21 protein-coding genes and 2 pseudogenes are annotated in these 24,087 nt (G+C 75.2%); 15 read left to right on the top strand and 8 right to left on the bottom strand.

Annotation, left to right across the window (positions count from 1 at the left end; translation table 11 throughout):
- The first annotated feature begins 219 nt into the window (after positions 1 to 219).
- From CP974_RS20210 to CP974_RS20230, 5 genes are all read left to right on the top strand, one after another.
- The gene (locus CP974_RS20210; RefSeq protein WP_031131262.1) at positions 220 to 1,845 is read left to right on the top strand and encodes a peptide ABC transporter substrate-binding protein; all 1,626 of its coding nucleotides are present in this window, start codon (positions 220 to 222) and stop codon (positions 1,843 to 1,845) included.
- Between the two features lie 31 nt (positions 1,846 to 1,876).
- On the top strand, positions 1,877 to 2,800 hold the full coding sequence (locus CP974_RS20215; RefSeq protein ID WP_031131261.1) for an ABC transporter permease: 924 nt from the start codon (positions 1,877 to 1,879) through the stop codon (positions 2,798 to 2,800).
- A gap of 175 nt (positions 2,801 to 2,975) precedes the next feature.
- On the top strand, positions 2,976 to 3,911 hold the full coding sequence (locus CP974_RS20220) for an ABC transporter permease (RefSeq protein WP_373276708.1): 936 nt from the start codon (positions 2,976 to 2,978) through the stop codon (positions 3,909 to 3,911).
- 12 nt (positions 3,912 to 3,923) lie between these two features.
- Positions 3,924 to 4,919, top strand: coding sequence for an ABC transporter ATP-binding protein (locus CP974_RS20225; RefSeq protein WP_031131257.1), 996 nt, complete (start codon positions 3,924 to 3,926; stop codon positions 4,917 to 4,919).
- Entirely contained in the window at positions 4,906 to 6,081 is a 1,176-nt protein-coding gene (locus CP974_RS20230; protein ID WP_051839357.1) for an ABC transporter ATP-binding protein, read from the top strand. Before CP974_RS20225 ends, CP974_RS20230 begins: the two co-directional genes overlap by 14 nt.
- Positions 6,082 to 6,199: 118 nt before the next feature.
- On the opposite strand, the gene CP974_RS20235 is transcribed toward CP974_RS20230, so the two are convergent.
- On the bottom strand, positions 6,200 to 8,452 hold the full coding sequence (locus tag CP974_RS20235) for a prolyl oligopeptidase family serine peptidase (protein WP_150485838.1): 2,253 nt from the start codon (positions 8,450 to 8,452) through the stop codon (positions 6,200 to 6,202).
- 155 nt (positions 8,453 to 8,607) lie between these two features.
- Here CP974_RS20235 and CP974_RS20240 point away from each other — a divergent pair, with 155 nt between their 5' ends.
- The 4 genes from CP974_RS20240 to CP974_RS20255 all read left to right on the top strand — a co-directional run bounded on the left by CP974_RS20240 (position 8,608) and on the right by CP974_RS20255 (position 12,343).
- Entirely contained in the window at positions 8,608 to 8,802 is a 195-nt protein-coding gene (locus tag CP974_RS20240) for a hypothetical protein (RefSeq protein WP_031136373.1), read from the top strand.
- A gap of 58 nt (positions 8,803 to 8,860) precedes the next feature.
- A complete protein-coding gene (mshB, locus tag CP974_RS20245; protein ID WP_031136371.1) occupies positions 8,861 to 9,751 on the top strand; it encodes an N-acetyl-1-D-myo-inositol-2-amino-2-deoxy-alpha-D-glucopyranoside deacetylase in 891 nt (296 codons plus the stop codon).
- A complete protein-coding gene (locus tag CP974_RS20250; protein ID WP_031136369.1) occupies positions 9,748 to 10,134 on the top strand; it encodes a DUF6113 family protein in 387 nt (128 codons plus the stop codon). Before mshB ends, CP974_RS20250 begins: the two co-directional genes overlap by 4 nt.
- Before the next feature lie 127 nt (positions 10,135 to 10,261).
- Positions 10,262 to 12,343, top strand: a complete 2,082-nt coding sequence (locus tag CP974_RS20255; RefSeq protein ID WP_031136367.1) for a hypothetical protein — start codon at positions 10,262 to 10,264, stop codon at positions 12,341 to 12,343.
- Between the two features lie 363 nt (positions 12,344 to 12,706).
- Here the strand turns inward: CP974_RS20255 and CP974_RS20260 are convergent, their stop codons facing one another.
- The 3 genes and pseudogenes from CP974_RS20260 to CP974_RS31065 form a co-directional block, all read right to left on the bottom strand.
- Positions 12,707 to 13,543 carry a transglutaminase family protein gene (locus CP974_RS20260; RefSeq protein WP_031137303.1) on the bottom strand — a complete coding sequence of 279 codons (837 nt, stop codon included), beginning with the start codon at positions 13,541 to 13,543 and terminating at the stop codon, positions 12,707 to 12,709.
- Between the two features lie 16 nt (positions 13,544 to 13,559).
- Positions 13,560 to 13,946, bottom strand: a pseudogene (locus CP974_RS31060) (GNAT family N-acetyltransferase); the annotation flags it as partial.
- A gap of 86 nt (positions 13,947 to 14,032) precedes the next feature.
- Positions 14,033 to 14,630 (bottom strand): annotated as a pseudogene (locus tag CP974_RS31065) (putative acetyltransferase); the annotation flags it as partial.
- A gap of 114 nt (positions 14,631 to 14,744) precedes the next feature.
- On the opposite strand from CP974_RS31065, the gene fdxA reads away from it, so the two are divergent.
- Both fdxA and CP974_RS20275 read left to right on the top strand, forming a co-directional pair.
- Complete coding sequence (fdxA, locus tag CP974_RS20270) at positions 14,745 to 15,065, top strand: ferredoxin (RefSeq protein ID WP_010474859.1); 321 nt, start codon at positions 14,745 to 14,747, stop codon at positions 15,063 to 15,065.
- Between the two features lie 109 nt (positions 15,066 to 15,174).
- Positions 15,175 to 16,269: a bifunctional succinyldiaminopimelate transaminase/glutamate-prephenate aminotransferase gene (locus tag CP974_RS20275; RefSeq protein ID WP_031133150.1), complete on the top strand. Its 1,095-nt coding sequence runs from the start codon at positions 15,175 to 15,177 to the stop codon at positions 16,267 to 16,269.
- A gap of 257 nt (positions 16,270 to 16,526) precedes the next feature.
- On the opposite strand, the gene CP974_RS20280 is transcribed toward CP974_RS20275, so the two are convergent.
- Positions 16,527 to 16,940, bottom strand: coding sequence for a hypothetical protein (locus tag CP974_RS20280; RefSeq protein ID WP_031133149.1), 414 nt, complete (start codon positions 16,938 to 16,940; stop codon positions 16,527 to 16,529).
- A gap of 392 nt (positions 16,941 to 17,332) precedes the next feature.
- A complete protein-coding gene (locus tag CP974_RS30380; RefSeq protein ID WP_051839615.1) occupies positions 17,333 to 18,553 on the bottom strand; it encodes a VldE C-terminal domain-containing protein in 1,221 nt (406 codons plus the stop codon).
- Positions 18,554 to 18,591: 38 nt separating this feature from the next.
- Here CP974_RS30380 and dapE point away from each other — a divergent pair, with 38 nt between their 5' ends.
- Together dapE and CP974_RS20300 are read left to right on the top strand one after the other, a co-directional pair.
- A complete protein-coding gene (dapE, locus tag CP974_RS20295) occupies positions 18,592 to 19,695 on the top strand; it encodes a succinyl-diaminopimelate desuccinylase (protein ID WP_031133147.1) in 1,104 nt (367 codons plus the stop codon).
- A 79-nt stretch (positions 19,696 to 19,774) separates the two neighbouring features.
- Positions 19,775 to 20,530, top strand: coding sequence for an LOG family protein (locus CP974_RS20300; protein WP_031133146.1), 756 nt, complete (start codon positions 19,775 to 19,777; stop codon positions 20,528 to 20,530).
- 319 nt (positions 20,531 to 20,849) lie between these two features.
- Here the strand turns inward: CP974_RS20300 and folP are convergent, their stop codons facing one another.
- Positions 20,850 to 21,710 (bottom strand): dihydropteroate synthase, encoded by an 861-nt coding sequence (gene folP, locus CP974_RS20305; RefSeq protein WP_031133145.1) that lies wholly within the window; start codon positions 21,708 to 21,710, stop codon positions 20,850 to 20,852.
- A gap of 113 nt (positions 21,711 to 21,823) precedes the next feature.
- On the opposite strand from folP, the gene CP974_RS31015 reads away from it, so the two are divergent.
- Complete coding sequence (locus CP974_RS31015) at positions 21,824 to 22,378, top strand: DivIVA domain-containing protein (RefSeq protein ID WP_078915707.1); 555 nt, start codon at positions 21,824 to 21,826, stop codon at positions 22,376 to 22,378.
- Entirely contained in the window at positions 22,375 to 23,034 is a 660-nt protein-coding gene (locus CP974_RS20315) for a DNA-3-methyladenine glycosylase I (protein ID WP_078915706.1), read from the top strand. Before CP974_RS31015 ends, CP974_RS20315 begins: the two co-directional genes overlap by 4 nt.
- A gap of 204 nt (positions 23,035 to 23,238) precedes the next feature.
- Here CP974_RS20315 and chcB read toward each other — a convergent pair whose 3' ends face one another.
- The gene (gene chcB, locus CP974_RS20320; RefSeq protein ID WP_031133142.1) at positions 23,239 to 24,021 is read right to left on the bottom strand and encodes a 2-cyclohexenylcarbonyl CoA isomerase; all 783 of its coding nucleotides are present in this window, start codon (positions 24,019 to 24,021) and stop codon (positions 23,239 to 23,241) included.
- Between the last annotated feature and the right edge of the window lie 66 nt (positions 24,022 to 24,087).

Below are 24,087 nucleotides of genomic sequence, written 5' to 3' on the forward strand. Positions count from 1 at the left end.
TCCGGGCGAGGTACGGCCGGGCGCGCGGCGCCGTCCCGGCCACCCGCCCGGCGGCGCCGCGCGGTTCCCGCCCGGCGCCGCGGCCTTGCGGACGGCAGCGCGCCGGCCTGGCCCGCCGCCCGCACCCCCTTTGGGGGCGCGCGGGGTGCGGGGTGTCTCGTATGCGGTGATATTGGGGCCTAAGTCCTGCTCACGGCCCCGAAGACCAGGAGGCACCCCATGCGCGGAGCCAGCCACCCCACCACGTGGGCCGCCGTCGCCGCCGCCGTCGTCCTCGCGGTCACCGCGACGGCCTGCGGGGGAGGGGGCGGCGGGAGCGGCGACGGTGTCCTCAGCTCCTCCTGGGGCGACCCGCAGAACCCGCTGGAGCCGGCCAACACCAACGAGGTCCAGGGCGGCAAGGTCCTCGACATGATCTTCCGCGGACTCAAGCGGTACGACCCCGCCACCGGCGAGGCCAAGGACATGGTCGCCCAGTCGATCGAGACGACCGACGCGCAGAACTTCACCGTCACCCTGAAGGACGGCTGGACCTTCAGCAACGGCGAGAAGGTGACCGCCAAGTCCTTCGTGGACGCCTGGAACTACGCCGCCCACATCGACAACAAGCAGAACAACGCCCCCTTTTTCGCCGACATCGTCGGCTACGAGGACGTCCACCCCGAGTCCGGTGCCGCAAAGGCCCAGACCATGCGGGGCCTGGTGGTCAAGGACGAGCGGACCTTCACCGTCGCCCTCACCGACAAGTTCTCGACCTGGCCCGACACCCTCGGCTACAACGCCTTCATGCCGCTGCCGCAGGCGTTCTTCACCGACCGCGCGGCCTGGCTCGACAAGCCGGTCGGCAACGGCCCGTACACCGTCGACGCGTACACCAAGGGCAGCGAGATGCGGCTGCGCCGCTGGGACGGATACCAGGGCCCCGACAAGGCCAGGAACGACGGCGTCGACCTGCGGGTCTACACCGACAACAACACCGCCTACCAGGACCTGATCTCCGGCAACCTCGACCTCGTCGACGACATCCCCGCCCAGCAGCTCAAGAACGTCGAGAGCGACCTCGGCGACCGCTACATCAACCAGCCCGCCCTGATCATCCAGACCCTGGCCTTCCCCTTCTACCGGCCCGAATGGGCCAAGCCCGGCATGGAGAAGGTCCGCATCGGCATCTCCAAGGCGATCAACCGCGAGCAGATCACCCGGCAGATCTTCCAGAACACCCGCACCCCCGCCAAGGACTGGACCTCCCCGGCGCTCGGCGAGAAGGGCGGCTACGGCGACGTCTGCGGCGACGCCTGCGTCTACGACGCGGCCGCGGCCAAGCGGCTCATCACCGAGGGCGGCGGCCTCCCCGGCGGGAAGATCACCCTCACCTCCAACGTCGACACGGGCTCCCACCGCCAGTGGATGGACGCCGTCTGCAACAGCATCAACAACGTCCTCGACAGCGGCCCCGTCTGCACCGTCAACCCCGTCGGCACCTTCGCGGACTTCCGCAACCAGGTCACCAACTACCGCATGACCGGCCCCTTCCGCTCCGGCTGGCAGGCCGACTACCCGCTCATCCAGAACTTCCTGGAGCCCCTCTACTACACCGGCGCCTCCTCCAACTACGGCAAGTTCAGCAACGAGCGCTTCGACGCCCTCGTCGACCGCGCCAACGCCGAGTCCGACGAGGCCACCGCCATCAAGGACTTCCAGGACGCCGAGCGGATCCTCGCCGCCCAGATGCCCGCCATCCCCCTCTGGTACCAGAACGGCAGCGCCGGCTACTCCGAGCGCCTCTCCGACGTGGAGCTCAACCAGTTCAGCGTCCCCGTGTACGACCAGATCACGGTCGGCTGAGCCGCCGCCCGCACCCCCGCCAGGAGGCCACATGGGGCGTTACGTCATCAGGCGGCTGCTCCAGATGATCCCCGTGTTCATCGGGACCACCCTGCTGATCTTCCTCATGGTGTACGCCCTCGGCGACCCGGTCGCCGCGCTCTTCGGCGACAAGGCGCCCGACCCCGCCACCGCCGCCCGCATCCGCGAGGAGCTGCACCTCGACGAGCCGCTGTGGAAGCAGTACCTGCTCTACATGGGGTCGATCTTCCAGGGCGACTTCGGCACCGCCTTCAACGGACAGCAGGTCACCGAGCTGATGGCCGCCGCCTTCCCCGTGACCCTGCGGCTCACGGTCGTCGCGATCCTCATCGAGATCGTCGTCGGCGTCACCCTCGGCGTGGTCAGCGGCCTCAAGCGCGGCCGCCCCCTCGACACCGGGCTGCTCGTCCTCACCCTGGTGGTGATCTCCGTCCCCACCTTCGTCTCCGGCTACCTCCTCCAGTACCTCTTCGGCGTCAAGTGGGGGTGGATCAACCCCTCCGTCTCCTCGGAGGCCCGCTTCGACGAGCTGCTCCTCCCCGGCGTCGTCCTCGCCCTGGTCTCCCTCGCCTACGTCACCCGGCTCAGCCGCACCTCCATCGCCGAGAACACCCGCGCCGACTACGTCCGCACCGCCGTCGCCAAGGGGCTGCCGCGCCGCCGCGTCATCACCCGGCACCTGCTGCGCAACTCCCTCATCCCCGTCGTCACCTTCATCGGCGCGGACATCGGCGCCCTGATGGGCGGCGCCATCGTCACCGAGCGGATCTTCAACATCCACGGCGTCGGCTACCAGCTCTACCAGGGCATCCTGCGCAACAACTCACCCACCGTCGTCGGCTTCGTGACGATTCTCGTGATCGTCTTCCTGGTGGCGAACCTGCTGGTCGACCTGCTCTACGCGGTCCTGGACCCGAGGATCCGCTATGCCTGACCCGGACGAGAGGAGGGGCCCCCACGGGGAAGGCCCCCACGGGGAGGCCCCCCGCGCGGAGGGCCCCTACGGAAAGAGCCCGTACGAGCAGGACCCCCACGACAGGGACCCGTACGACAAGAGCCCGTACGAGAACCCGCGCGAGGCGATCGCGCCTACCGGCGCCGGCGGCGCCATGGACCTGGCCATGAGCGAAGCGAAGACCCTCGACAAGCCCGAGACCGAACCCACCGGCGAGGAGGGCACCGCGCCCGGCCCCGGCGGAAAGCCCCGCAGCCTGTGGACCGACGCCTGGCACCAGCTGCGCCGCAACCCCGTCTTCATCGTGTCGTCCCTGCTCATCCTCTTCCTGGTGCTCATCGCGATCTGGCCGCAGCTGCTCACCAGCACCGACCCGCTCCGCTGCGACCTCGCCAAGTCCCAGCAGGGCTCCGAGCCCGGCCACCCCTTCGGCTTCGACACCCAGGGCTGCGACGTGTACGCCCGCACCGTCCACGGGGCGCGCGCCTCCATCACCGTCGGCATCGCCGCCACCCTCGGCGCCGCCCTCCTCGGCAGCCTCCTCGGCGGCCTCGCCGGGTTCTTCGGCGGCTGGAGCGACGCCCTGCTCTCCCGCACCGCCGACGTCTTCTTCGGCATCCCGGTGGTCCTCGGCGGCCTGGTCTTCCTCTCCGTCGTCACCAGCACCACCGTCTGGCCCGTGGTCGGCTTCATCGTGCTGCTCGGCTGGCCCCAGATCGCCCGCATCGCCCGCGGCTCCGTCATCACCGCGAAACAGCACGACTACGTCCAGGCCGCCCGCTCGCTCGGGGCCGGCAGCCCCCGCCTCCTGCTGCGGCACGTCGCGCCCAACGCCGTCGCCCCCGTCATCGTCGTCGCGACCATCGCCCTGGGCACCTACATCGCGCTGGAGGCGACCCTGTCGTTCCTCGGCGTCGGGCTCCGCCCGCCCACCGTCTCCTGGGGCATCGACATCTCCAACGCCGCCCCGCAGATCCGCAACGCCCCCCACATGCTGCTGTGGCCCGCCGGGGCGCTGAGCGTCACCGTCCTCGCGTTCATCATGCTCGGCGACGCCGTACGCGACGCCCTCGACCCCAAGCTGCGCTGAGGAGCCGCCGCCATGCTGCTCGAAGTACGCGACCTCCACGTCGAGTTCCGCACCCGCGAGGGCACCGCCAGGGCCGTCAACGGCGTCACCTACGCGGTCGACGCGGGCGAGACGCTCGCCGTCCTCGGCGAGTCCGGGTCCGGCAAGTCCGTCACCGCCCAGGCGGTGATGGGCATCCTCGACACCCCGCCCGGCCGCATCACCGCCGGGCAGATCCTCTTCCAGGGCCGCGACCTGCTCACCCTCAAGGAGGAGGAGCGGCGCAAGGTGCGCGGCGCCCGGATGGCGATGATCTTCCAGGACGCCCTGTCCGCCCTCAACCCCGTCCTCACCGTCGGCGACCAGCTCGCCGAGATGTACACCGTCCACCGGGGCATGTCGAAGAAGGACGCCCGCGCCAGGGCCGTCGAGCTGATGGACCGCGTCCGCATCCCCGCCGCCCGCGAACGCGTCGGCCAGTACCCCCACCAGTTCAGCGGCGGCATGCGCCAGCGCATCATGATCGCCATGGCGATGGCCCTCGAACCGGCCCTGATCATCGCGGACGAGCCGACCACCGCCCTCGACGTCACCGTCCAGGCCCAGGTCATGGAGCTGCTCGCGGAGCTGCGGCGGGAGCTGGGCATGGGCCTCATCCTCATCACCCACGACCTCGGCGTCGTCGCGGACGTCGCCGACCGCATCGCCGTCATGTACGCCGGCCGCATCGTCGAGACCGCCCCCGTCCACGACCTGTACAAGGCCCCCGCCCACCCCTACACCCAGGGCCTGCTCGACTCCATCCCGCGCCTGGACCAGAAGGGACGGGAGCTGTACGCGATCAAGGGCCTGCCGCCCAGCCTCACGGCGATCCCGCCCGGCTGCCCCTTCCACCCGCGCTGCCCCCGCGCCCGCGACGTGTGCCGCACCGACGTCCCCCCGCTGTACGAGGTCCCCGGCGACCGGCACAGCGCCTGCCACTTCTGGCGGGAGACCCTCCACAAGGAGCCCGCCGATGCCGTCCGCTGAGCCGATCCTCGAGGTACGCGACCTCGTCAAGCACTACCCGCTCACCCGCGGGGTGCTGTTCCGCAAGCAGATCGGCGCCGTCAAGGCGGTCGACGGCGTCTCCTTCGCCCTGCGCCCCGGCGAGACCCTCGGCATCGTCGGCGAGTCCGGCTGCGGCAAGTCGACGGTCGCCCGGATGCTGGTCAACCTGGAACGGCCCACCTCCGGCGCGATCCGCTACCGGGGCGAGGACATCACCCGGCTGTCCGGGCGGGCCCTGAAGGCGGTACGGCGCGACATCCAGATGGTCTTCCAGGACCCGTACACCTCCCTCAACCCCCGCATGACGGTCGGCGACATCGTGGGCGAGCCCTACGAGATCCACCCCGAGGCCGCGCCCAAGGGCGACCGGCGGCGCCGGGTGCGCGAGCTGCTGGAGGTCGTCGGCCTCAACCCGGAGCACATCAACCGCTACCCGCACCAGTTCTCCGGCGGGCAGCGCCAGCGCATCGGCATCGCGCGGGGCCTCGCCCTCCAGCCGCGCGTCATCGTCGCCGACGAGCCCGTCTCCGCCCTCGACGTGTCCGTGCAGGCCCAGGTCGTCAACCTGCTGGAGCGGCTCCAGGACGAGTTCGGCCTGTCGTACGTCTTCATCGCGCACGACCTGTCGATCGTCCGGCACATCTCCGACCGGATCGGGGTGATGTACCTCGGCCGGATCGTCGAGACGGGCACCGACACCGAGATCTACGACCACCCCACCCACCCGTACACGCAGGCGCTGCTGTCCGCCGTGCCCGTGCCGGACCCGGAGGCGCGCGAGCACCGCGAGCGCGTCCTGCTCTCCGGTGACGTGCCGTCGCCCGCGAACCCGCCCTCCGGCTGCCGCTTCCGCACCCGCTGCTGGAAGGCGCGCGAGCGGTGCGCCCTGGAGGTCCCGCTGCTCGCCGTGCCCGCCGTGTTCCGCGAGGTCGACAGCCCGGCGCGGCACGACTCTGCGTGCCACTTCGCGGAGGAGCTGCACGTGGTGCCGGGCGAGGACGGGCCGCCCGGCCCGGCACGGGGCGCGGAGGGTCCGGGCGGGGTCCCGGGGGCGCCCGGGGTGCCCGGGGCGCCCGGCGGGGGAGGCGCGCCCGGCGGCGGGGGCGGTATGGGCGGCGCGGGTGGTCCGGTCGGCGCGTAACACGCGGGACACCCGGGCGACGCCGTCCCGATATACGGACACGCGACCCTGGACCCCGTACGGCCGTGCGGGTGCCGTGGACCGGCCGGGGCGCACCGCGCGCCCCGGCCGGTCGTGCTCACCCCAGGCCCAGCGACCGCTTCAGGAAGTCCACCTGGAGGAGGAGCAGGTTCTCCGCGACCCGCTCCTGCGGGGTCATATGGGTCACGCCCGTCAGCGGCAGCACCTCATGAGGGCGGCCCGCCGCCAGCAGCGCCGAGGACAGCCGGAGCGTGTGTGCGGCGACCACATTGTCGTCCGCCATGCCATGGATGATCATCATGGGCCTGGCCGGCTCCCGTGCCTCCACCAGTCCGTCGTCCCCCACGAGCGAGCTGTCCCGGTAGGCGTCCGGCACGTCCTGGGGCCTCCCGCCCAGGTACCGCTCGGCGTAGTGGGCGTCGTAGAGCCGCTGGTCCGTCACCGGGGCGCCCACCACCGCCGCGTGGAACACGTCCGGGCGCCGCAGCACCGCGAACCCCGCCAGCCAGCCGCCGAACGACCAGCCCCGGATGGCCACCCGCCCCAGGTCCAGCGGGAAGCGCCCGGCCAGCCCCTCCAGCGCCGCCACCTGGTCCTCCAGCACCGGCGCCAGCCCGCCCGCGATGGCCTTCTCCCAGTCGGGCGACCGGCCCGGCGTGCCCCGCCCGTCCGCGACGACCACCGCGAAGCCCTGGTCCGCGAACCACTGGGACGTCAGGTACGGGTCATGGGCGGCCACCACCCGCTGCCCGTGCGGCCCGCCGTACGGGTCGACCAGCACCGGCAGCGGCCCGTCCCCCTCCTCGTACGACCGGGGCATCAGCACCGCGCACGGTATCCGGCGGGCACCCGACACGGTGAGCGCGACCCTCGGCGACAGCACCGGCGTCTCGGCGTACGAGGCGACCTCCGCCACCCGCCGGCCGTCCCGCAGGACCCGCACCCGCGCACCGGGCCCGTCCGGCACCGCCGACACCAGCACCGTCACCGGGCCGCAGCGCACCGCCGTGTGGACGCCGGGCCCCTCGGAGATCCGCTCCACGCCCCGCTCGCCCACCCGGTACACATGGATCTGGCCAATCTCCGCGTCGCCCGCCGCCTCGCCCGCCGAGGCGGAGACCAGGAGGTCGCCGTCGCCCACGTCCAGTACGCCCCGAATGTGCAGCCGTCCGTCCGTGAGCGGGCGGTCGCCGGCCATCAGGACCCGCGCCCCGCCCTCGTCCACGACCCGCACGAGCCGCCCGTCCGGCGCCCACACCGGCGCGCCCGGAACGAGTTCCAGCCACCGGCCGTCCTCCTCCGCGCACACCACCCGCGTCGCCCCGGACCCCGGGTCGACCGCCAGGTACCGCTGGGTGCGCTGGTCACGGGACTGCACCAGCAGCAGCGGGGGCCCCGCCGGCGACCAGTGCACCCGCGCCAGGTACGGGAACCGCTCCCGGTCCCACTCCACCTCGGTCCCCCCGGACCCGCGCCCCGCGCCACCGCCCCCACCGGCCTCGCCGACCCCCCGGCCCCCGCCGGCCTCCGTACCCCCGCCGGCCTCCGTACCCCCGGAGTCTCCGCCGTCCCCGCCGTCCCCGCCGTCCACGTCCACCAGGAACAGCCGCACGTCCGCGTGGGGCGTCCCGGCGGCCGGGTACGCCACCCGCGCCGGCTCCCGGTCCGGGTGCGCCGGGTCGGAGATCCACCACCGGGCCACCGGCCCCTCGTCCACCCGCGCCACCAGCAGCCGGTCCGAGCCGGGCGACCACCAGAAGCCCCGCGGACGGCCCATCGACTCGGCCGCCACGTGCTCGGCGACCCCGTACGCCACGCCCCCGCCCTCCGGCCGGGCCAGTACCCGCTCCGCCCCGCCGCCGTCCACGGGCACCACCCGCAGCGCGCCCCGCGCCACGTACGCCACCAGCCGCCCGTCCGGCGACGGCCTCGGGTCGAGCACCGGCCCGGGCACCGGCAGCGGGCGCGCCGCCCCGTCCCGCAGCCCGGCCACGTACAGCCGGCCCGACAGGGTGAACGCCGCCAGCTCCACGGCCGCGTCCACGGCGTAGGCCACCACGCCCCCGGCCGTCTCGCGGGCCCGTTCGCGCCGGGTGCGCTCCTCCGGCGGCAGGTCCTCCCCCGCCCCGCCGAGCAGCTCGGCCGGGTCGGCGGCGACCCGCTCGCGGGGCGCGTCGCCGTCCAGGTCCAGCACGCACAGCCGGTTCACCGGGTCCGCCCCCGAGGGGGAGCGCAGGAAGACGACCCGGGAGCCGTCGGGCGCCACGGTGAACGAGCGGGGTGCGCCCAGGGTGAAGCGCCGCGAACGGGCGAACTGGCGGGGAAAGGAGGGCTGCTGGGGCGAAGTCATGTGACCGAAACTAGCGTCCGTGCGCCCCCCAATGCTGCCGTGCACCGAACGATGCCGGGGCACGGAAAGTTATGATCCGTAGCGCAAGGTGGGTATCAACCTCCTGGCGTATGCGCGTTGCCCGTTCCGACCGACATGTATGGAGGTGAACCGCCGTGGCACTCTCGATTTCGGCGGTGGTGCTGCTGGCGATCGTCGTCTTCCTGCTCATCCGGAAATCGGGGCTGAAGGCCGGGCACGCCGTGGTCTGCATGCTCCTGGGCTTCTACCTGGCGAGCTCCTCCATCGCCCCCACCGTCAGTCAGTTCACCACCAGCGTGGCGAGCATGATCGGCAACCTCAAGTTCTAGAAGCCGCCCCGCACGTTCCGGCGGCGTCCGCCGGGGGTGGACCTCGTAGGGTGTCCGTATGACGGATCTCCCCGCCCGTCGTCTGCTCCTGGTGCACGCGCACCCCGACGACGAGTCCATCAACAACGGCGCCACCATGGCCAAGTACGCCGCCGAGGGCGCCCGGGTCACCCTGGTGACCTGCACACGGGGCGAGGAGGGCGAGGTGATCCCGCCCGGCCTCGCCCACCTCGCGCCCGACCGGGAGGACCGGCTCGGACCCCACCGCGTCGGCGAACTGGACGCCGCGATGCGGGAGCTGGGGGTCACCGACCACCGCTTCCTCGGGGGTCCGGGCCGCTTCCGCGACTCCGGCATGATGGGCGTCCCGCAGAACCACCGCGAGGGCGCCTTCTGGGGCACCCCGGTGGACATCGCCGCCGCGCACCTGGTCGAGGTCGTCCGGGAGGTCCGCCCGCAGGTGCTGGTGACGTACGACCCCGACGGCGGGTACGGCCACCCCGACCACATCCAGGCCCACCGCGTGGCCGTGCGCGCCGCCGACCTCGCCGCCGACCCGTCGTACGCCCCGGGCCTGGGCGCCCCCCACACCATCGCGAAGATCTACTGGAACCGGGTGCCCCGCTCCGCCGCCGAGGAGGGCTTCGCCGCCCTGCGCGCCGCGACCGGGACCGTCTTCCCCGGCGTCGCGGCCCTGGAGGACGTGCCGGGTGTCGTGGACGACGAGCTGGTCACCACCGAGATCGACGGCACCCCGTACGCCGACCGCAAGACGGCCGCGATGTGTGCGCACGCCACACAGATCACCGTGCGGGACGGGTTCTTCGCCCTCTCCAACAACCTCGGACAGCCCCTCTTCACCCGCGAGTGGTACCAGCTGGCACGCGGTGCGTCGGGCGCCCCGGCGGGCGAGCGGGAGACCGACCTGTTCGCGGGGGTGGCCGCGTGAGCACCCCGCTGAAGGTCCTCGCGCACACCGTGCTGGTCGTGCTGGGCGTCCTCGTCGGGCTGGCCGGCGCGCTCGTCCAGGCCGCCTGGCTGCCGGCCGGGCTGCTCCTCGCCCTGCTGGCCACGGGCGCCCTCTTCTACGGCGGGCTGCGCGCCGTCGGCGGCCAGGCCGGCCTCCTGTCGGCGGGCGCCGGGTGGCTCGCGGCCGTCGTGGCGGTCTGGCTCGGGCGCGGCGAGGGCGACAAGCTCTTCTGGGGCGGGCTGGCCGATCTGGTGTTCGTCCTCGGGGGGATGGCGACCGCTGTGATGTGCATCACCCTGACGTCCCTGCCGCAACAGGGCGGGCCCGCGGGGCCACTTGACGGGGGACGTGCCCGAACTTGAGTGGCATTGCCCGGTGATGTTCCACCGGTGGCAGGTGGCGGGGTGACCGCGGCCAGTATGGTGGTGCGCGCCGCCGGGCGCCCGTGGGTGTGTGAGCGGGCGGCGGAGCCAACCGGGAGATCCTGCTTTGAGCCGTGAAACTGACACCTCGTCCTCCGGTCCCCAGGGGCGTGGCGGGACCGCGTACCCCTCGGGCACCCCGCCGTACGGGTCGCCCCGTGAGGCGGCCGGGGGCGGCGCGCCCGCGCAGCCCGAGGAGAAGAAGACCGAGACGACGCTGACCACCCGCATCCGGATCAACATCCCGGGATCGCGGCCCATCCCACCGGTCGTCGTGCGCAAGCCGGTGAACGGCGGCGGTCAGGACGCCGACGCGGACGCGGGCGGGAGCGGGAGCGAGCAGGAGGCCCCGGCGGCGCGGACGCCCCGCCCGGACGTGGACGAGCCGCGCCCGGCCGCCGGCGCGGAGCAGTCGACCAGCGACTGGTTCGCCCCGCGCAAGGCCCCGGCGCCCGAGGCGTCCCCGGCCGCCGGCGCGCCGCACGACACCGCCCAGGACCACACGCGGGCCCTCGGCCAGGGCGTGGGCCCGGGTCAGGGCATGGACCACGGCACGGGCCCCGGTGAGGACCGGCCCGGCGCCCCCGGCCTCCCGTACTTCTCCGACGCCCCGGACGCGCTCGGTACGCCCGACGCGCTCGGTGTCCCCGACGGCCTCGGTGGGCCCGGAGCTCACGGCATGCCCGGCACGCCGTCCGACGGCCCCCGCACGCCCCGCGTGCCCGGCGCCCCCGGCACCGGGCCCGCCGGAGCGACGTCCGGCCCGGCGTTCGGCACCGCCGCGCTGCGGGCCGTCGGCGCCGCCGCCGGCTCCGCGAGCACGGCGGCGGACTCCCGGAGCGCCGCCGGAGCGGCGCGCACCCCGGGCGGGCTGTCCGACGACACCGCCGTCCTCACCCCGCAGAAGCCGCACCCCGGCCCGCCGCCCGCCCGGACCTCCGACCCCGCCGCCGGCGGCGCGCCCGCAAACCCGCGGGACGGCCGCGCGGGGGCCGGCCCGTCGCCGTCCCCGCAGCCGGGTCCCGCCCGCGCGACCCGCGCCCCCCGCGCGGCCGGGCGCGCCGACGCGTACGAGGACGGCGCCGAGGCGTACCGGGACGGCGTCGACGCCTACCCGCCGGCCCTGGACGAGCCCGCGCCCGAGGCGCCCGCGCCCACCCCGCCGCCGGCCACCCGCTCCGCGCCCGCCCCCGTCAGGAAGAAGGGCCGTTCCAAGCTGGTCCTCCTCGCGGTCGCCGCGGTCGCCGCCGCGAGCGTCGCGTACGGCGCGGGGCTCCTCCTCAACCAGGCCGACGTGCCCAAGGGCACCACCGTCCTCGGCGTCGACATCGGCGGCTCCACCAAGGAGGAGGCCGTCCAGAAGCTGGACGCCGCGCGCGGGTCGCGCGCCGCCACCCCGCTCCAGCTGGAGGTCGGCGGGCAGAACCGGACGCTCGCCCCCGACAAGGCCGGCCTGTCCCTGGACAGCCAGGCGACCGTGCGCGCCGCCGCCGGGAGCGACTACAACCCGGTCACGGTGATCGGCTCCCTGTTCGGCGCCGAGCGCGTGGCCCAGCCGGTCATCCCGGTCGACGAGGAGAAGCTGCGCGTCGCGCTGGCCGGCCTGAGCGGCGGGCCGGGCGCCGTCACGGAGGGCACCGTCAAGTTCGAGCCCGGCAAGGTCGTCCCCGTGCCGGGCAAGGCCGGCGCGGTGCTGGACGTGCCGCGCGCGATGATCTTCGTGCGGGACGCGTACCGGGCCCAGGTCGAGACGGGCCGACCGAACGTGGTGGAGCTGCCCGTCGCCACCCGTGAGCCGCGGATCGGGCAGGCCGAGATCGACCGGGCCGTGAAGGAGTTCGCCGAGCCCGCGATGTCCGGCCTGATCACGATCAGGGCGGGCGGCCGGCAGATCCAGTTCGGCCCGCAGCGGTCGCTGCCCCAGATCCTCTCCATGAAGGCGGTCGGCGACCGGCTGGAGCCGTACTACGACAAGAAGGCCATCGACCGCCTGCTGGACGGCACCTTCGACGGCGTGATGATCACGAAGGGCGACGGCCGGCAGCACCAGCTCTCCGCCGACGACGTGGCCGCGGCCATGCACAAGGCCCTGCTCGGCAAGACCGCGGCGGATCGCACGGTCACCATCGAGCTCGACCCGCAGGGCTGACCCGCCCGCGACCCGAGGGCCGCCCCCGCCGTACGCGGGGGCGGCCCTCAGACGTTCCCGCCCCCGGTACCCGCCCCGTACCCGCCCCGAATACCCAGGCCGCACGCGCACCCGGTACCAGGCCCCTGCGCGCCCCCGCATACCCACGCCGTACGCGCGGACCCGCCCTCACCCGTGCGCGCCCCGGACCCGCGCCGGCCTGCCCGGCCGCACCGGCCCCGTGCGCGCCCCGGACCCGCGCCGGCCTGCCCGGCCGCACCGGCCCCGTACGCGCCCCGGACCCGCGCCCGCCGTGCCCCGCCGCACCGGCCCCGCACCCACCCCGGCCGGCCGACCGGGCGGCGGCCCGGACGTGGGCGCCGGTCAGTTGAGGCGGGCGCGGGCGGCGCGGGCGTGGGCGCGCAGGACCGCCGCGGTCGTGGGCTCCACCGCGGCGACCACGTCCGCGTACGCCTCCATCTCCGCGGCCCCCGTCAGGAAGTCGCCGCGCCCCACCAGCAGTTGCGCCCTTTCGTACCGCAGCCGCGCCGGGTGCGACGGCAGCAGCAGCGCCAGCTCCACGGCCCACAGCGCCACGTCGGAGCGCTCGGGCCGCGCCGCCGCCCACGCCCGGATGTTGTTCAGGATGCGCAGCACCATGTCCAGCGGGTCGGCGGGCATCAGCATCGACGGCCGCAGCGGCTCCCCGGTGGCGCCCGCCACCAGCAGCTCCGCGTCCTCCTCGGTCAGCGGCCGCCCTCCGGCGAACGGGTCGGCCAGCACCTGCTCCCCCGGCTCCCCGAACCCGACGACGAAGTGCCCGGGCAGCGCCACCCCGTACACGGGCGCCCCCGCACGCCGGGCCACCTCCATCCACACCGCGCACAGCAGGATCGGCAGGCCCCGGCGGCGCAGCAGCACCCGGTGGAGCAGCGACGACTCCAGGCGCTCGTAGTCGTCCCGCGTCCCGTGGAAGCCGTACCGGCCGCCCAGCAGCGACGCCAGCGCCGCCGCCCACCCGCCGGGCGTCTTCGCGCCGTACGGCAGGAGGCCCGCCAGCCGGTCCAGCTCGATCTCCGCGGCGTCGAGGTCCGGCTGGGCCACCTCCGGCTCGGCCACGGCGCCGATCAGCAGGCACAGCTCCGCCAGGTCGGGCCGCTCCTCGCGCGCCGCCTCCGCGAACCGGCTCCGCCACCCTCCGGGGTCCGTGTGCTCGCCCATGTGCCCCGCGTACCCCTCAGGAGGCCCGGAAGTGGTGGTAGAGGTGGTGCACCCCGAAGCCCATGCCGTCGTACAGGGCGCGGGCGGCGGTGTTGCCGGTCTCCACCTGAAGCCACGCGGCCGACGCGCCCTCCTCCAGCGCCCGCCCGGCCAGCGCGGCCATCACGGCGCGTGCGAGGCCCCGCCGCCGGTGGGCCGGGTCCACCTCCACCGCCATGAACCCCGCCCAGCGTGCGTCCACCACACACCGGCCGATCGCCACCGGCACCTCGCCCTCGCCCCGTACGGAGGCGAACCACACCGATGGCCCAGTGGACAGGACGTTCCGCACATGGGGGCCCGGTTCACCCACCCGCTGGTACCGGCGCAGCCAGCCCGCGTCCGGCGCCCGGGACAGCGTCACCCGGCCCGTCCCCCCGCCGGCGGACGCCCCCGCCGCCTCGCCCGAGGGGCCCGGCCCCCCGCCCGGCAGCCCCCCGCCCGGCAGCCCCGCGCCCAGGTCGGCGACGGGCGCGAGGCCCCCGATCCGCACCTCCGCCGACACCTCGCGCCGCCAGCCCCGCTCCTCCAGCGCCGCGCACAGCGCCTCCTGGGTCCCCTCCGCACCGGTCGCGGCCTGCACGTACGCGGGCAGGCCGCGCTCGCCGTACCAGGCCCGCACGCGCGCGAGGGCGTCGTCCAGGGGCATGCCGGGATCGCCCACGGCCAGGACGGAGTTGGCGCGGCGGGTGAAGCCGCGCGCCGCGCGCAGCGTCCACTGCCCGAGCGGCCGGCTCTCCTCCGGCTGCCAGGCCCGCGCCTGCGCCCGCGCCAGCTCCCCGAAGCCCGCCGCCGGGCCCCGCCTGCGGGCCGGCGCGGCCGGCACGGCCTTGCCCGCGACCAGGGACGACTCCGCGATCCGGACGGTCTCGCCGGTCCTCCGTGTGATCAGGAGCACACCCTCGTCCCAGGATGTGAGAACCCCGACGGTGTCCGTGAACGTCTCCGTCTGGGAAGCCGGATCGCCCAGGCGGCGGACAGACACCCGTTTGCCCACGTCAAAGGGTGTGATCTGGACTTCCAGGCGTCCGCCCGCAGTGAACTCCACAGCTCTGTCCGCCCCTCCTGTTCGGTTCGTCTCCAAGAACGGAGATACTAGGGGCGGGCATCGACGACGCCGCGCTCCCGCGCAGAGCCAGCCCTACCAAGGAGGAACGACAGCGTGACCTACGTCATCGCGCAGCCTTGTGTCGACGTGAAGGACAAGGCGTGCATCGAGGAGTGCCCCGTCGACTGCATCTACGAGGGCCAGCGGTCCTTGTACATCCACCCGGACGAATGCGTCGACTGCGGGGCCTGTGAGCCGGTCTGCCCGGTCGAGGCGATCTTCTACGAGGACGACACCCCGGAGGAGTGGAAGGACTACTACAAGGCGAACGTGGAGTTCTTCGACGAGCTGGGCTCGCCGGGCGGCGCCTCCAAGCTCGGCCTGATCGAGCGGGACCACCCCTTCATCGCCGCTCTGCCGCCGCAGAACGGCTGACCGCCACATCCCACGTCGTCGGTCCCGCACGGCACTGCCGCCGTGCGGGACCGCGGCGTTCGTGCCCGCGGCGCCCGGACGGCGCCGCACCCACGAGAAAGTGAGCACCGTGTCCGCAGTCTCCTCCCGCCTTCCCGTCTTCCCGTGGGACAAGCTGGAGCCGTACAAGAAGACGGCCGCGGCCCACCCCGACGGCATCGTCGACCTGTCGGTCGGCACCCCGGTGGACCCCGTGCCCGAGCTGATCCGCCGGGCCCTGGTCGACGCGGCCGACTCGCCCGGCTACCCCACGGTGTGGGGCACGGCCGCCCTCCGCGACGCCGTCACCGGCTGGTGCGAGCGCCGCCTGGGCGCCCGCGGCCTCGCCCACACGAACGTCCTGCCGGTCGTGGGCTCCAAGGAGCTGGTGGCGTGGCTGCCGACGCAGCTGGGCCTCGGCCCGGGCGACAAGGTGGCCTACCCGCGCCTCGCCTACCCGACGTACGAGGTCGGCGCCCGCCTCGCCGGCGCCGAGCCGTTGGTGTACGACGACCCGACGGAGCTGGACCCGGCCGGGCTGCGGCTGCTGTGGCTGAACTCCCCGTCCAACCCGACGGGCCGGGTCCTCGGCAAGGACGAGCTGACCCGGATCGTCGCCTGGGCGCGCGAGCACGGGGTGCTCGTCTTCAGCGACGAGTGCTACCTGGAGCTGGGCTGGGAGGCGGAGCCGGTCTCGGTGCTGCACGAGGACGTGTGCGGCGGCTCCTACGAGGGCGTCGTCGCCGTCCACTCCCTGTCCAAGCGCTCCAACCTGGCCGGCTACCGCGCCGCGTTCGTCGCGGGCGACCAGGACGTGCTGGGCGAGCTGCTCCGCATCCGCAAGCACGGCGGCATGATGACGCCCGCCCCGGTGCAGGCGGCGACCGTGGCCGCGCTGGGCGACGACGCCCATGTGCGCGAGCAGCGCGAGCGGTACGCGCGGCGGCGGGACGCGCTGCGGACGGCACTGGTCGGGCACGGCTTCCGTATCGAGCACAGCGAGGCCAGCCTCTACCTGTGGGCCACCCGCGACGAGCCCTGCTGGGACACCGTGGGCCACCTGGCCGACCTGGGCGTGCTGGTGGCGCCGGGCGACTTCTACGGGGCGGCGGGGGAGCGGTTCGTGCGGGTCGCGTTCACCGCGACGGACGAGCGGGTCGAGGCGGCCGTCAAGCGCCTGGGCTGACGGCCCGCCACGCCGGACGCCGCGGCCGGGGCCGACGACCCGCCGCGCCGGTGCGGGGCCGGCGGCCCGTCATGTCGGGCGGCGGCCCGACCGGCGGCGGCCCCCCACGCGGACGGCGGGAACGGTACGGCCCGGACAGGGCCAGGCCCCCGTAGGCCCGGACACGGGGCAGGCCCCCGTACGGCCCGGACACGGGACAGGGCCCGGACCGCGTCACGCGGTCCGGGCCCTGCCGGTCGGCCGGGGGGGGCGGCGGGTCAGCCGAGCGGCGTGGAGACGGGCAGGCCGCCCAGGAGGCCGTCGCCGGGCAGGCCCTTCGCCGCGGTGGCGCCCAGGGCGTCGCCCGCGCCGCGCGTGACGTCGCCGACGGCCGCGCGGGCGGTCGGGGTGGCCTTCTCGGCCGTCTCGCCGAGGGCCGCGCCCGCGACCGGGACGGCCCGCTCGGCGACCTTGCCGCCCGTACCGCCCGCGAGGCCGGTGGCCTTCTCCGGGGTGTTGCCGAGCGTCTCGGTGACCGGCGCGGTGTCGAGAGCGGTGACGCCGCCGGCGAGGTCGGGGGTCTGGGGGAGGTCCACGGCGCTCGCGGAGCCGGCCGCACCGACCACGGAGGCCGCTCCCGCTGCGGTGAGCAGCGCGGCACTGGCGATCCGGCGGGTCAGGGGGAGGGACATGATGCTCCTTCGACGGGGAAGAGTCGTGTGGCTGTGATGCCTGTCCGACGATCGGACGCTGTGACAACCGCGGGGAGCCGGGGGAAGGTTGCGGTGGCGCCGGGTAAAGAGTTGGCAATGCGGGGCGGGGCCGCAGGCCCTCAAATCCGGGCAAAGGGCGGACCGGGCGCGCGGATGGGGAAACGTTCCTTCGCAGGGTGCGCCGGGGGAGTGCGGGTCGTTGGCGGTGTGGCCGCGGGCGCCGGCCGGAAGGGGTGCCGCAGGGGGTGAAGCGGCTCGGACGGGTGACGGGCCGGGCGGCTGAGCGAATGCCGCCGGGAGACGCGATGGTCACTCTCCGGAAGAGGGCGACTACCATGCGGCGCCGCCCGCCCGAGGCCCGGTGCCGGACGCTACCCCGCGACGCGGATGACGACCTCGCCGGTACCCGCGTCCGAACCCGCCGGGCGCCACCCCTCGCGGGCTTCCCGCACGCTCCACACCCGGCCCGCGTACGCCACCTCGACGACGTCCAGCTCGTCCGCCCGGGCCACCGCCCACTGCGCCAGCTCCCAGCCGCGCCGCGAGCCGGCCTCCGCCGCGCCGCCCTCGGGGCCGGAGGAGTCCGCCCCCGCGGGCACGGGCAGGCGGACCGTACGGCCCTCGGCACCGGAGGCCCCGTCACCGGCCGCCCCGCCGCCGGGCCGCGCCGACGCCGTACCGCCCCCGCCGGCCGTACCGCCCGTGCCCGTCCCGGCGTCCCCGGCGTCCGGGTCCGAACCCGAGCCGGGCCCCGGTCCGGTGCCGCCCGCCGCCGTACCGCCGCCGTCCGTACCGCCGGCCGCCGCGCCGCCGCTGTCCGTCCCGCCGCCGGACGCCGTACCACCGGCGTCCGGCTCCCCGGGCGCTCCGCCGCCCTTGCCGTCGCCGGGCCCCGCCGGCGCCCCGGACAGCACGCCCGCGCCGAACGCCCGCACCAGCTCCCCCCGCAGCCGCTCCGGGTCGCCCGGCGCGGCCCCGCGTATCGGGGCGCAGGTCAGAGAGGCCGCCGAGCGCCCGGTCAGCGCCGCCGCCAGCAGCGCCGCGTCCGGCTCGTGCTTGGCGTACGCCTGCGGGAACCCGCTGCGCTGCACCCGCTGCGCCGCCACCGTCAGCGGCAGCCGCGAGTAGCCCGGCACCTCGGCGAGCCGGTCGTAGAAGATGCCCGCCGAGTACACCGGGTCCATGATCTGCTCCGGGGTGCCCCAGCCCTGCGACGGCCGCTGCTGGAAGAGGCCCAGCGAATCCCGGTCGCCGTAGTCGATGTTGCGCAGCGCCGACTCCTGCAGCGCGGTGGCCAGCGCGATCGTCACCGCCCGCTCGGGCATCCCGCGCGTGGTGCCCACGGCGGAGATCGTCGCGGCGTTCGACGCCTGCTCGGGGGAGAGGGTGTACGTGTGGCCGCCGCTGCCGACCACGCACCGCGGCGTGCCGCCGCCGCCCGACTCGTAGCGCATCGCCACGTACCCGGCGACGGCCAGCAGGACGGCGAACGACGCCGCGACCCGCGCCCGGCGGCCGCGGCGGGCGCGGGAGGGACGGGAGGGGCGGGAGGCGCCGGGGTGGCGGGAGGAGGAGGCGGCGGACTCGGACACGCGGTCCACCGTACTAGGGGCCGGGATAGGGTCGGCACATGCCCGACTCCACGCCCGAAGCGCCCCTGCCGACCGCTCTGGACCTCACGCTGGACGGTCCGGCACTGACCGCCGCGCTGGTCGACTTCCCCTCCGTCAGCGGCACCGAGAAGCCCCTCGCGGACGCCATCGAGGCGGCCCTGCGCGCCCTTCCGCACCTCAGCGTCGACCGGTACGGCAACAACGTCGTCGCCCGCACCCACCTCGGCCGCGCCGAGCGGGTCGTCCTCGCCGGCCACATCGACACGGTGCCCATCGCCGGCAACGTCCCCTCCCGCCTGGACGAGAACGGCGTCCTGTGGGGCTGCGGCACGTCCGACATGAAGGCCGGCGTCGCCGTCCAGCTCCGCATCGCCGCCACCGTCCCCGAGCCCAACCGCGACCTGACGTTCGTCTTCTACGACAACGAGGAAGTCGCCGCACACCTCAACGGGCTCGGGCATGTGGCCGCCGCACACCCCGACTGGCTCGCCGGGGACTTCGCCGTCCTGCTGGAGCCGTCCGACGGCGAGGTCGAGGGCGGCTGCCAGGGCACCCTCCGCGTCCACCTCACCATGCGGGGCGAGCGCGCCCACTCGGCCCGCTCCTGGATGGGCGCCAACGCCATCCACGCCGCCGCGCCCGTCCTGGCCCGCCTCGCCTCCTACGAGCCGCGCCGCCCCGTCATCGACGGCCTGGAGTACCACGAGGGCCTCAACGCCGTGGGCGTCACCGGCGGGGTCGCCACCAACGTCATCCCCGACGAGTGCACCGTCGTCGTCAACTTCCGCTACGCGCCCGACCGCACCCCGGAGGAGGCGGAGAAGCACGTACGCGAGGTGTTCGCCGACTGCGGCGTGGACGAGTTCGTGGTCGACGACCACTCCGGCGGCGCCCTGCCCGGCCTCTCCCACCCGGCCGCGGCGGCGTTCATGGAGGCGGTCGGCGGCACGGCCAACCCGAAGTTCGGCTGGACCGACGTGGCCCGCTTCAGCGCGCTGGGCGTCCCCGCCGTCAACTACGGCCCGGGCAACCCCCTCTACGCGCACAAGCGGGACGAGCACGTCGTGACCGAGCGGATCACCCACTGCGAACGGCGTCTGTACGACTGGCTGACTGCCTGACGGCCACAATTTCGCCACACGTCACGTTTCCCGTCCTACGCTGATCCCGGCAAGAGAAGTCCAGCGGAGGGAGCGGACCATGGTGAACCCCGAGGCCGAAGGCGTGCGCGCACTGGCGGAGCAGCGGCTGGGGCCGGTGCTCCGCCGCAGGGGGCAGGTCCAGCCCGGCACGGCCGACCAGCGGCTTCTGGACACGGCGGGCGACTCGGACTGGGTGCACACCGACCCCTGGCGGGTCATGCGCATCCAGTCCGAGTTCGTCGAGGGCTTCGGCGCGCTCGCCGAACTGCCCAGCGCGATCAGCGTCTTCGGGTCGGCCCGCACCCCGGTCGACAGCCCCGAGTACGAGGCGGGCGTCAAGCTCGGCCGCGCCCTCGTCGAGGCGGGCTTCGCCGTCATCACGGGCGGCGGACCGGGGGCGATGGAGGCCGCCAACAAGGGCGCGCGGGAGGCCAAGGGCGTCTCCGTGGGCCTCGGCATCGAGCTGCCCTTCGAGCAGGGCCTCAACGCGCACGTCGACATCGGCGTGAACTTCCGCTACTTCTTCGTCCGCAAGACGATGTTCGTGAAGTACGCCCAGGGCTTCGTCGTCCTGCCGGGCGGAATGGGCACCCTGGACGAGCTGTTCGAGGCGCTGACGCTCGTCCAGACCCGCAAGGTGACCCGCTTCCCGATCGTGCTGTTCGGCACGGAGTACTGGTCGGGCCTGGTCGACTGGCTCCGCGGCACGGTGATCGCCCAGGGTAAGGCCGCCGAGCGCGACCTGCTGCTCTTCCACGTGACGGACGACGTGGACGAGGCGGTCGCGCTCGTCAGCAAGGAAGCCGGCCGCTGACCCGCGGCGCCCGGCGGCGGCCCGTCCGCCGGGACCCCGCCGCCCCGCCTGCTTCTCCCGGGCTTCCGCCGGGCCGCCCCCGCCTCCGCCGCGCGTCCGTCGGAGTCCTCGCCGGGGCGCACCGGCCGCCCCCGCGCATCCGCCGGCCCGCCCCGGCCCAGACTCGGGCGCCCGCGCCCCTCGGCGGGCCGGGCACCGCCCGCCGCACCGGCTCACACCGGGCCGGGGACGAGCCCCACCGCCTCCGGCCGTACGGGGGCGGCGGCGGGGCGGCGGCGACACGCCGCACCGCCCCTCACCGGACGGCGGGACGCACCGGTCACGCCAGCCCCCGCCGGGCCACGGCGGGCTCCCGGTGCCCGGCGATGCTCGCCACCATGTCCAGCACCTGCCGGGTCTCCGCGACCTCGTGCACCCGGTACACCTGGGCGCCCAGCCACGCCGACACCGCCGTCGTCGCCAGCGTGCCCAGGACCCGCTCCTTGACCGGCCGGTCCAGCGTCTCGCCCACGAAGTCCTTGTTCGACAGCGAGACCAGCACCGGCCAGCCCGTCTCCACCATCTCCCCGAGCCGCCGCGTCGCCTCCAGCGAGTGCCGGGTGTTCTTGCCGAAGTCGTGCCCCGGATCGATCAGCACCGACTCGCGCGGCACGCCCAGCGCCACGGCCCGCTCGGCCAGTCCGACCGTCACGCGCAGGATGTCCGCCATCACGTCCTCGTACGCGGCCCGGTGGGGCCGGGTGCGCGGCTCGGCGCCGCCCGCGTGGGTGCACACCAGCCCCGCCCCGTACCGGGCGGCGACCTCGGCGAGCTTCGGGTCCACGCCGCCCCAGGCGTCGTTGAGCAGGTCCGCCCCGGCCTCGCACACCGCCTCGCCGACCTCGTGCCGCCAGGTGTCCACGCTGATCACCACGTCGGGGTGGCGGCGCCGCACCTCGGCCACGAAACCGACCGTGCGCCGGGCCTCCTCCTCGGCGCCGACCTCCTCGCCGGGCCCCGCCTTCACCCCGCCGATGTCGATGATCGCCGCGCCCTCTGCCACCGCCTGCTCGACCCTGGCGAGCGCCGGCTCGTCGCGGAACGTGGCCCCCTGGTCGTAGAAGGAGTCCGGCGTCCGGTTCACGATCGCCATGACCACCGGCTCGTGCGCGTCGAATTCGCGTCGTCCCAGGCGCAGCATCCCGTAAGTCCTCCTCGCGTGGCGTCCCTGCGACCCTAACCGCCGCGACCGCGTGGCACGATCGGCACCGGACGTTCTACGCTCCATGTTTCCGGCTCCGGGAGAGGCGCACTGTGTTCTGGTTCTTGGCTGTAGCGATGGTCGTCGTCGTGGCCGCGGTGACCCTCGCCGTGGTCGGCGGCGCGGAGAACGAGGTGCTGCCCGAGGCGCCTCCGGAGCACCTGGCCGACCCGCTGCCCCTGACCCGGCCGGTCACCCGCGCCGACGTCGAGGCGGTGCGGCTGCCGCTGGCGGCCCGCGGCTACCGGATGGCCGAGGTGGACGACGTGCTCGACCGGCTCGCCGCCGAACTGGCCGAACGGGACGCCCGCATCGCGGAGTTGGAGTCGGCCCTGGCCGGTGCGCAGGCCACGGCGTCGGGCCGCGCGGACCTCTTCGCCAAGCACCCGGCGCCCGGGCCCGCCGCCGGCACCCGTGCGCCCGCCGAGGCGGCCGCACCTCCCGTGCCTCCCGCGCCTCCCGCGGACGGGCCGGGGGCCGCGGACGAGGGCGCCGCCCAGGACGAGGCGGCCGCCGCCGGCCAGGACGACGGCGGGCGGGGCGGACCCGGCGGGCCGGTGGCCGCGCCCGGGGACCGCGGCGAGCGGGGCCCGGGGGAGGACCGGTGACCGGCGTGACCGTGGTGCCCGGCCCGGACGGCGCGCCGCGCTGCCCGTGGGGCCTGTCGACCCCCGACTACCTGCCCTACCACGACGAGGAGTGGGGCCGCCCCGTCCACGGCGACGACGCGCTCTTCGAGCGCCTCTGCCTGGAGGCGTTCCAGTCCGGCCTGTCGTGGATCACGATCCTGCGCCGCCGGGACGGCTTCCGCCGGGCCTTCGCGGACTTCCGGATCACCGCCGTCGCCGCGTTCACGGAGGCCGACCGGGAGCGGCTGCTCGCCGACGAGGGCATCATCCGCAACCGCGCCAAGGTCGACGCGGCGCTCGCCAACGCGCGCGTGCTGGCCGGATGGGAGCCGGGCGAGCTGGACCGGGTCATCTGGTCCCACGCCCCGGACCCGGCGACCCGCCCGGCGCCCCGCACCTTCGCCGACGTACCGGCGATCACGCCCGAGTCGACCGCCCTCGCCAAGGACCTGAAGCGGCGCGGCATCCGGTTCGTCGGTCCCACCACGGCGTACGCGCTGATGCAGGCGTGCGGCCTGGTCGACGACCACCTCGCGGAGTGCGTCGCGCGCACCCGGCTCCCGGCGCCCGGCGCCGAGGGCCCGGCCGCGCCCCTCGGGGGCCCGGCCGCGCCCCTCGGGGGCCCGGCCGCGTAGCCCGTACCCCGCTCAGGGCGGCCCGCCCGTACCCGGCCGCCCGGCCGCACCCCCGCTCCCGCCGTCCCCGACGGCCCGCCCCGCTTCCGGGGGCCGGCCGGCGGTCGCGCCCCCGCCCCCTCCAGACGGGAGGGGGGCCCGCCCCGGGCCCCGGGCGGCGCCGCCCCGCGCGCGGAGCGGCGCCTGCGCCGTCCCCGGGCCGCCCTAGCGGCCGACGTACTTCGGCTTCTCCTTCGCCAGGAACGCCTCCACCGCGATCCGGTGGTCCTCGGAGGCGCCCGCCCGCGTCTGGAGCTCGTCCTCCTTCTCCAGCGCCTGCGCGAGGGTGTGCCCGGAGCCGTACGCCATGGCCTCCTTGATGGAGGCGTACGCGAGGGTGGGGCCCTCCGCGAGGGCGCGGGCGGTCCGCTCGGCCTCGGCGGCCAGGTCGGCGGCCGGGACCAGCCGGTTCACCAGGCCCAGCTCGTGCGCCTCGGCCGCGGAGAGCGAGCGGGGGAAGAGCATCAGGTCGGCGGCGCGGCTCGCGCCGATCAGCCGGGGCAGCGTCCACGACAGGCCCGAGTCGGCGCTGAGCGCGACCCCGGCGAACGACGTGTTGAACGACGCCGTGTCCGCCACGACCCGGTAGTCCGCCGCCAGCGCGAAGCCGAACCCGGCCCCCGCGGCGACGCCGTTCACCCCGGCCACCACGGGCTTGGGCATGCCCGTGATGGCCCGCACGATCGGGTTGTAGTGCTCCCGTACGGTCCGCATCGCGTCCTCGCCGGTCAGCGACCGCACGTGCTCCTTGAGGTCCTGACCCACGCAGAAGGCCCGGCCCGTCGCCGTCAGCAGCACCGCGCGCACGGCCGGGTCGGCGCCCGCGGCCTGGAGGGCGTCCCGGAGCGCCACCTTCGCCTCGGTGTTCATCGCGTTCATCGCGTCGGGGCGGTTGATGGTGACGGTGGCGAGTCCGTCGCTCACCTCGTACAGCACGGTGTCGGCCATGGCAGGGTCCCCTCTTCGGCTCCGGCGGTCGTGTCCCGCCCAGCATGTCGGAGATCATCGGGCTCC

Origin of the sequence: Streptomyces fradiae ATCC 10745 = DSM 40063 (assembly GCF_008704425.1) — a bacterium.
GTDB lineage: Bacteria > Actinomycetota > Actinomycetes > Streptomycetales > Streptomycetaceae > Streptomyces > Streptomyces fradiae.

Bases quoted from the DNA above. Each gene is read 5' to 3' on its own strand.
- chcB (WP_031133142.1), bottom strand. From the start codon at position 24,021: ATGGCCGACACCGTGCTGTACGAGGTGAGCGACGGACTCGCCACCGTC.
- CP974_RS20235 (WP_150485838.1), bottom strand. From the start codon at position 8,452: ATGACTTCGCCCCAGCAGCCCTCCTTTCCCCGCCAGTTCGCCCGTTCG.
- folP (WP_031133145.1), bottom strand. From the start codon at position 21,710: ATGCTGCGCCTGGGACGACGCGAATTCGACGCGCACGAGCCGGTGGTC.
- dapE (WP_031133147.1), top strand. From the start codon at position 18,592: ATGCCCGACTCCACGCCCGAAGCGCCCCTGCCGACCGCTCTGGACCTC.
- CP974_RS20225 (WP_031131257.1), top strand. From the start codon at position 3,924: ATGCTGCTCGAAGTACGCGACCTCCACGTCGAGTTCCGCACCCGCGAG.
- CP974_RS20215 (WP_031131261.1), top strand. From the start codon at position 1,877: ATGGGGCGTTACGTCATCAGGCGGCTGCTCCAGATGATCCCCGTGTTC.
- CP974_RS20210 (WP_031131262.1), top strand. From the start codon at position 220: ATGCGCGGAGCCAGCCACCCCACCACGTGGGCCGCCGTCGCCGCCGCC.
- CP974_RS20220 (WP_373276708.1), top strand. From the start codon at position 2,976: ATGGACCTGGCCATGAGCGAAGCGAAGACCCTCGACAAGCCCGAGACC.
- CP974_RS20260 (WP_031137303.1), bottom strand. From the start codon at position 13,543: ATGGGCGAGCACACGGACCCCGGAGGGTGGCGGAGCCGGTTCGCGGAG.
- CP974_RS20300 (WP_031133146.1), top strand. From the start codon at position 19,775: ATGGTGAACCCCGAGGCCGAAGGCGTGCGCGCACTGGCGGAGCAGCGG.
- mshB (WP_031136371.1), top strand. From the start codon at position 8,861: ATGACGGATCTCCCCGCCCGTCGTCTGCTCCTGGTGCACGCGCACCCC.
- CP974_RS20280 (WP_031133149.1), bottom strand. From the start codon at position 16,940: ATGTCCCTCCCCCTGACCCGCCGGATCGCCAGTGCCGCGCTGCTCACC.
- CP974_RS20230 (WP_051839357.1), top strand. From the start codon at position 4,906: ATGCCGTCCGCTGAGCCGATCCTCGAGGTACGCGACCTCGTCAAGCAC.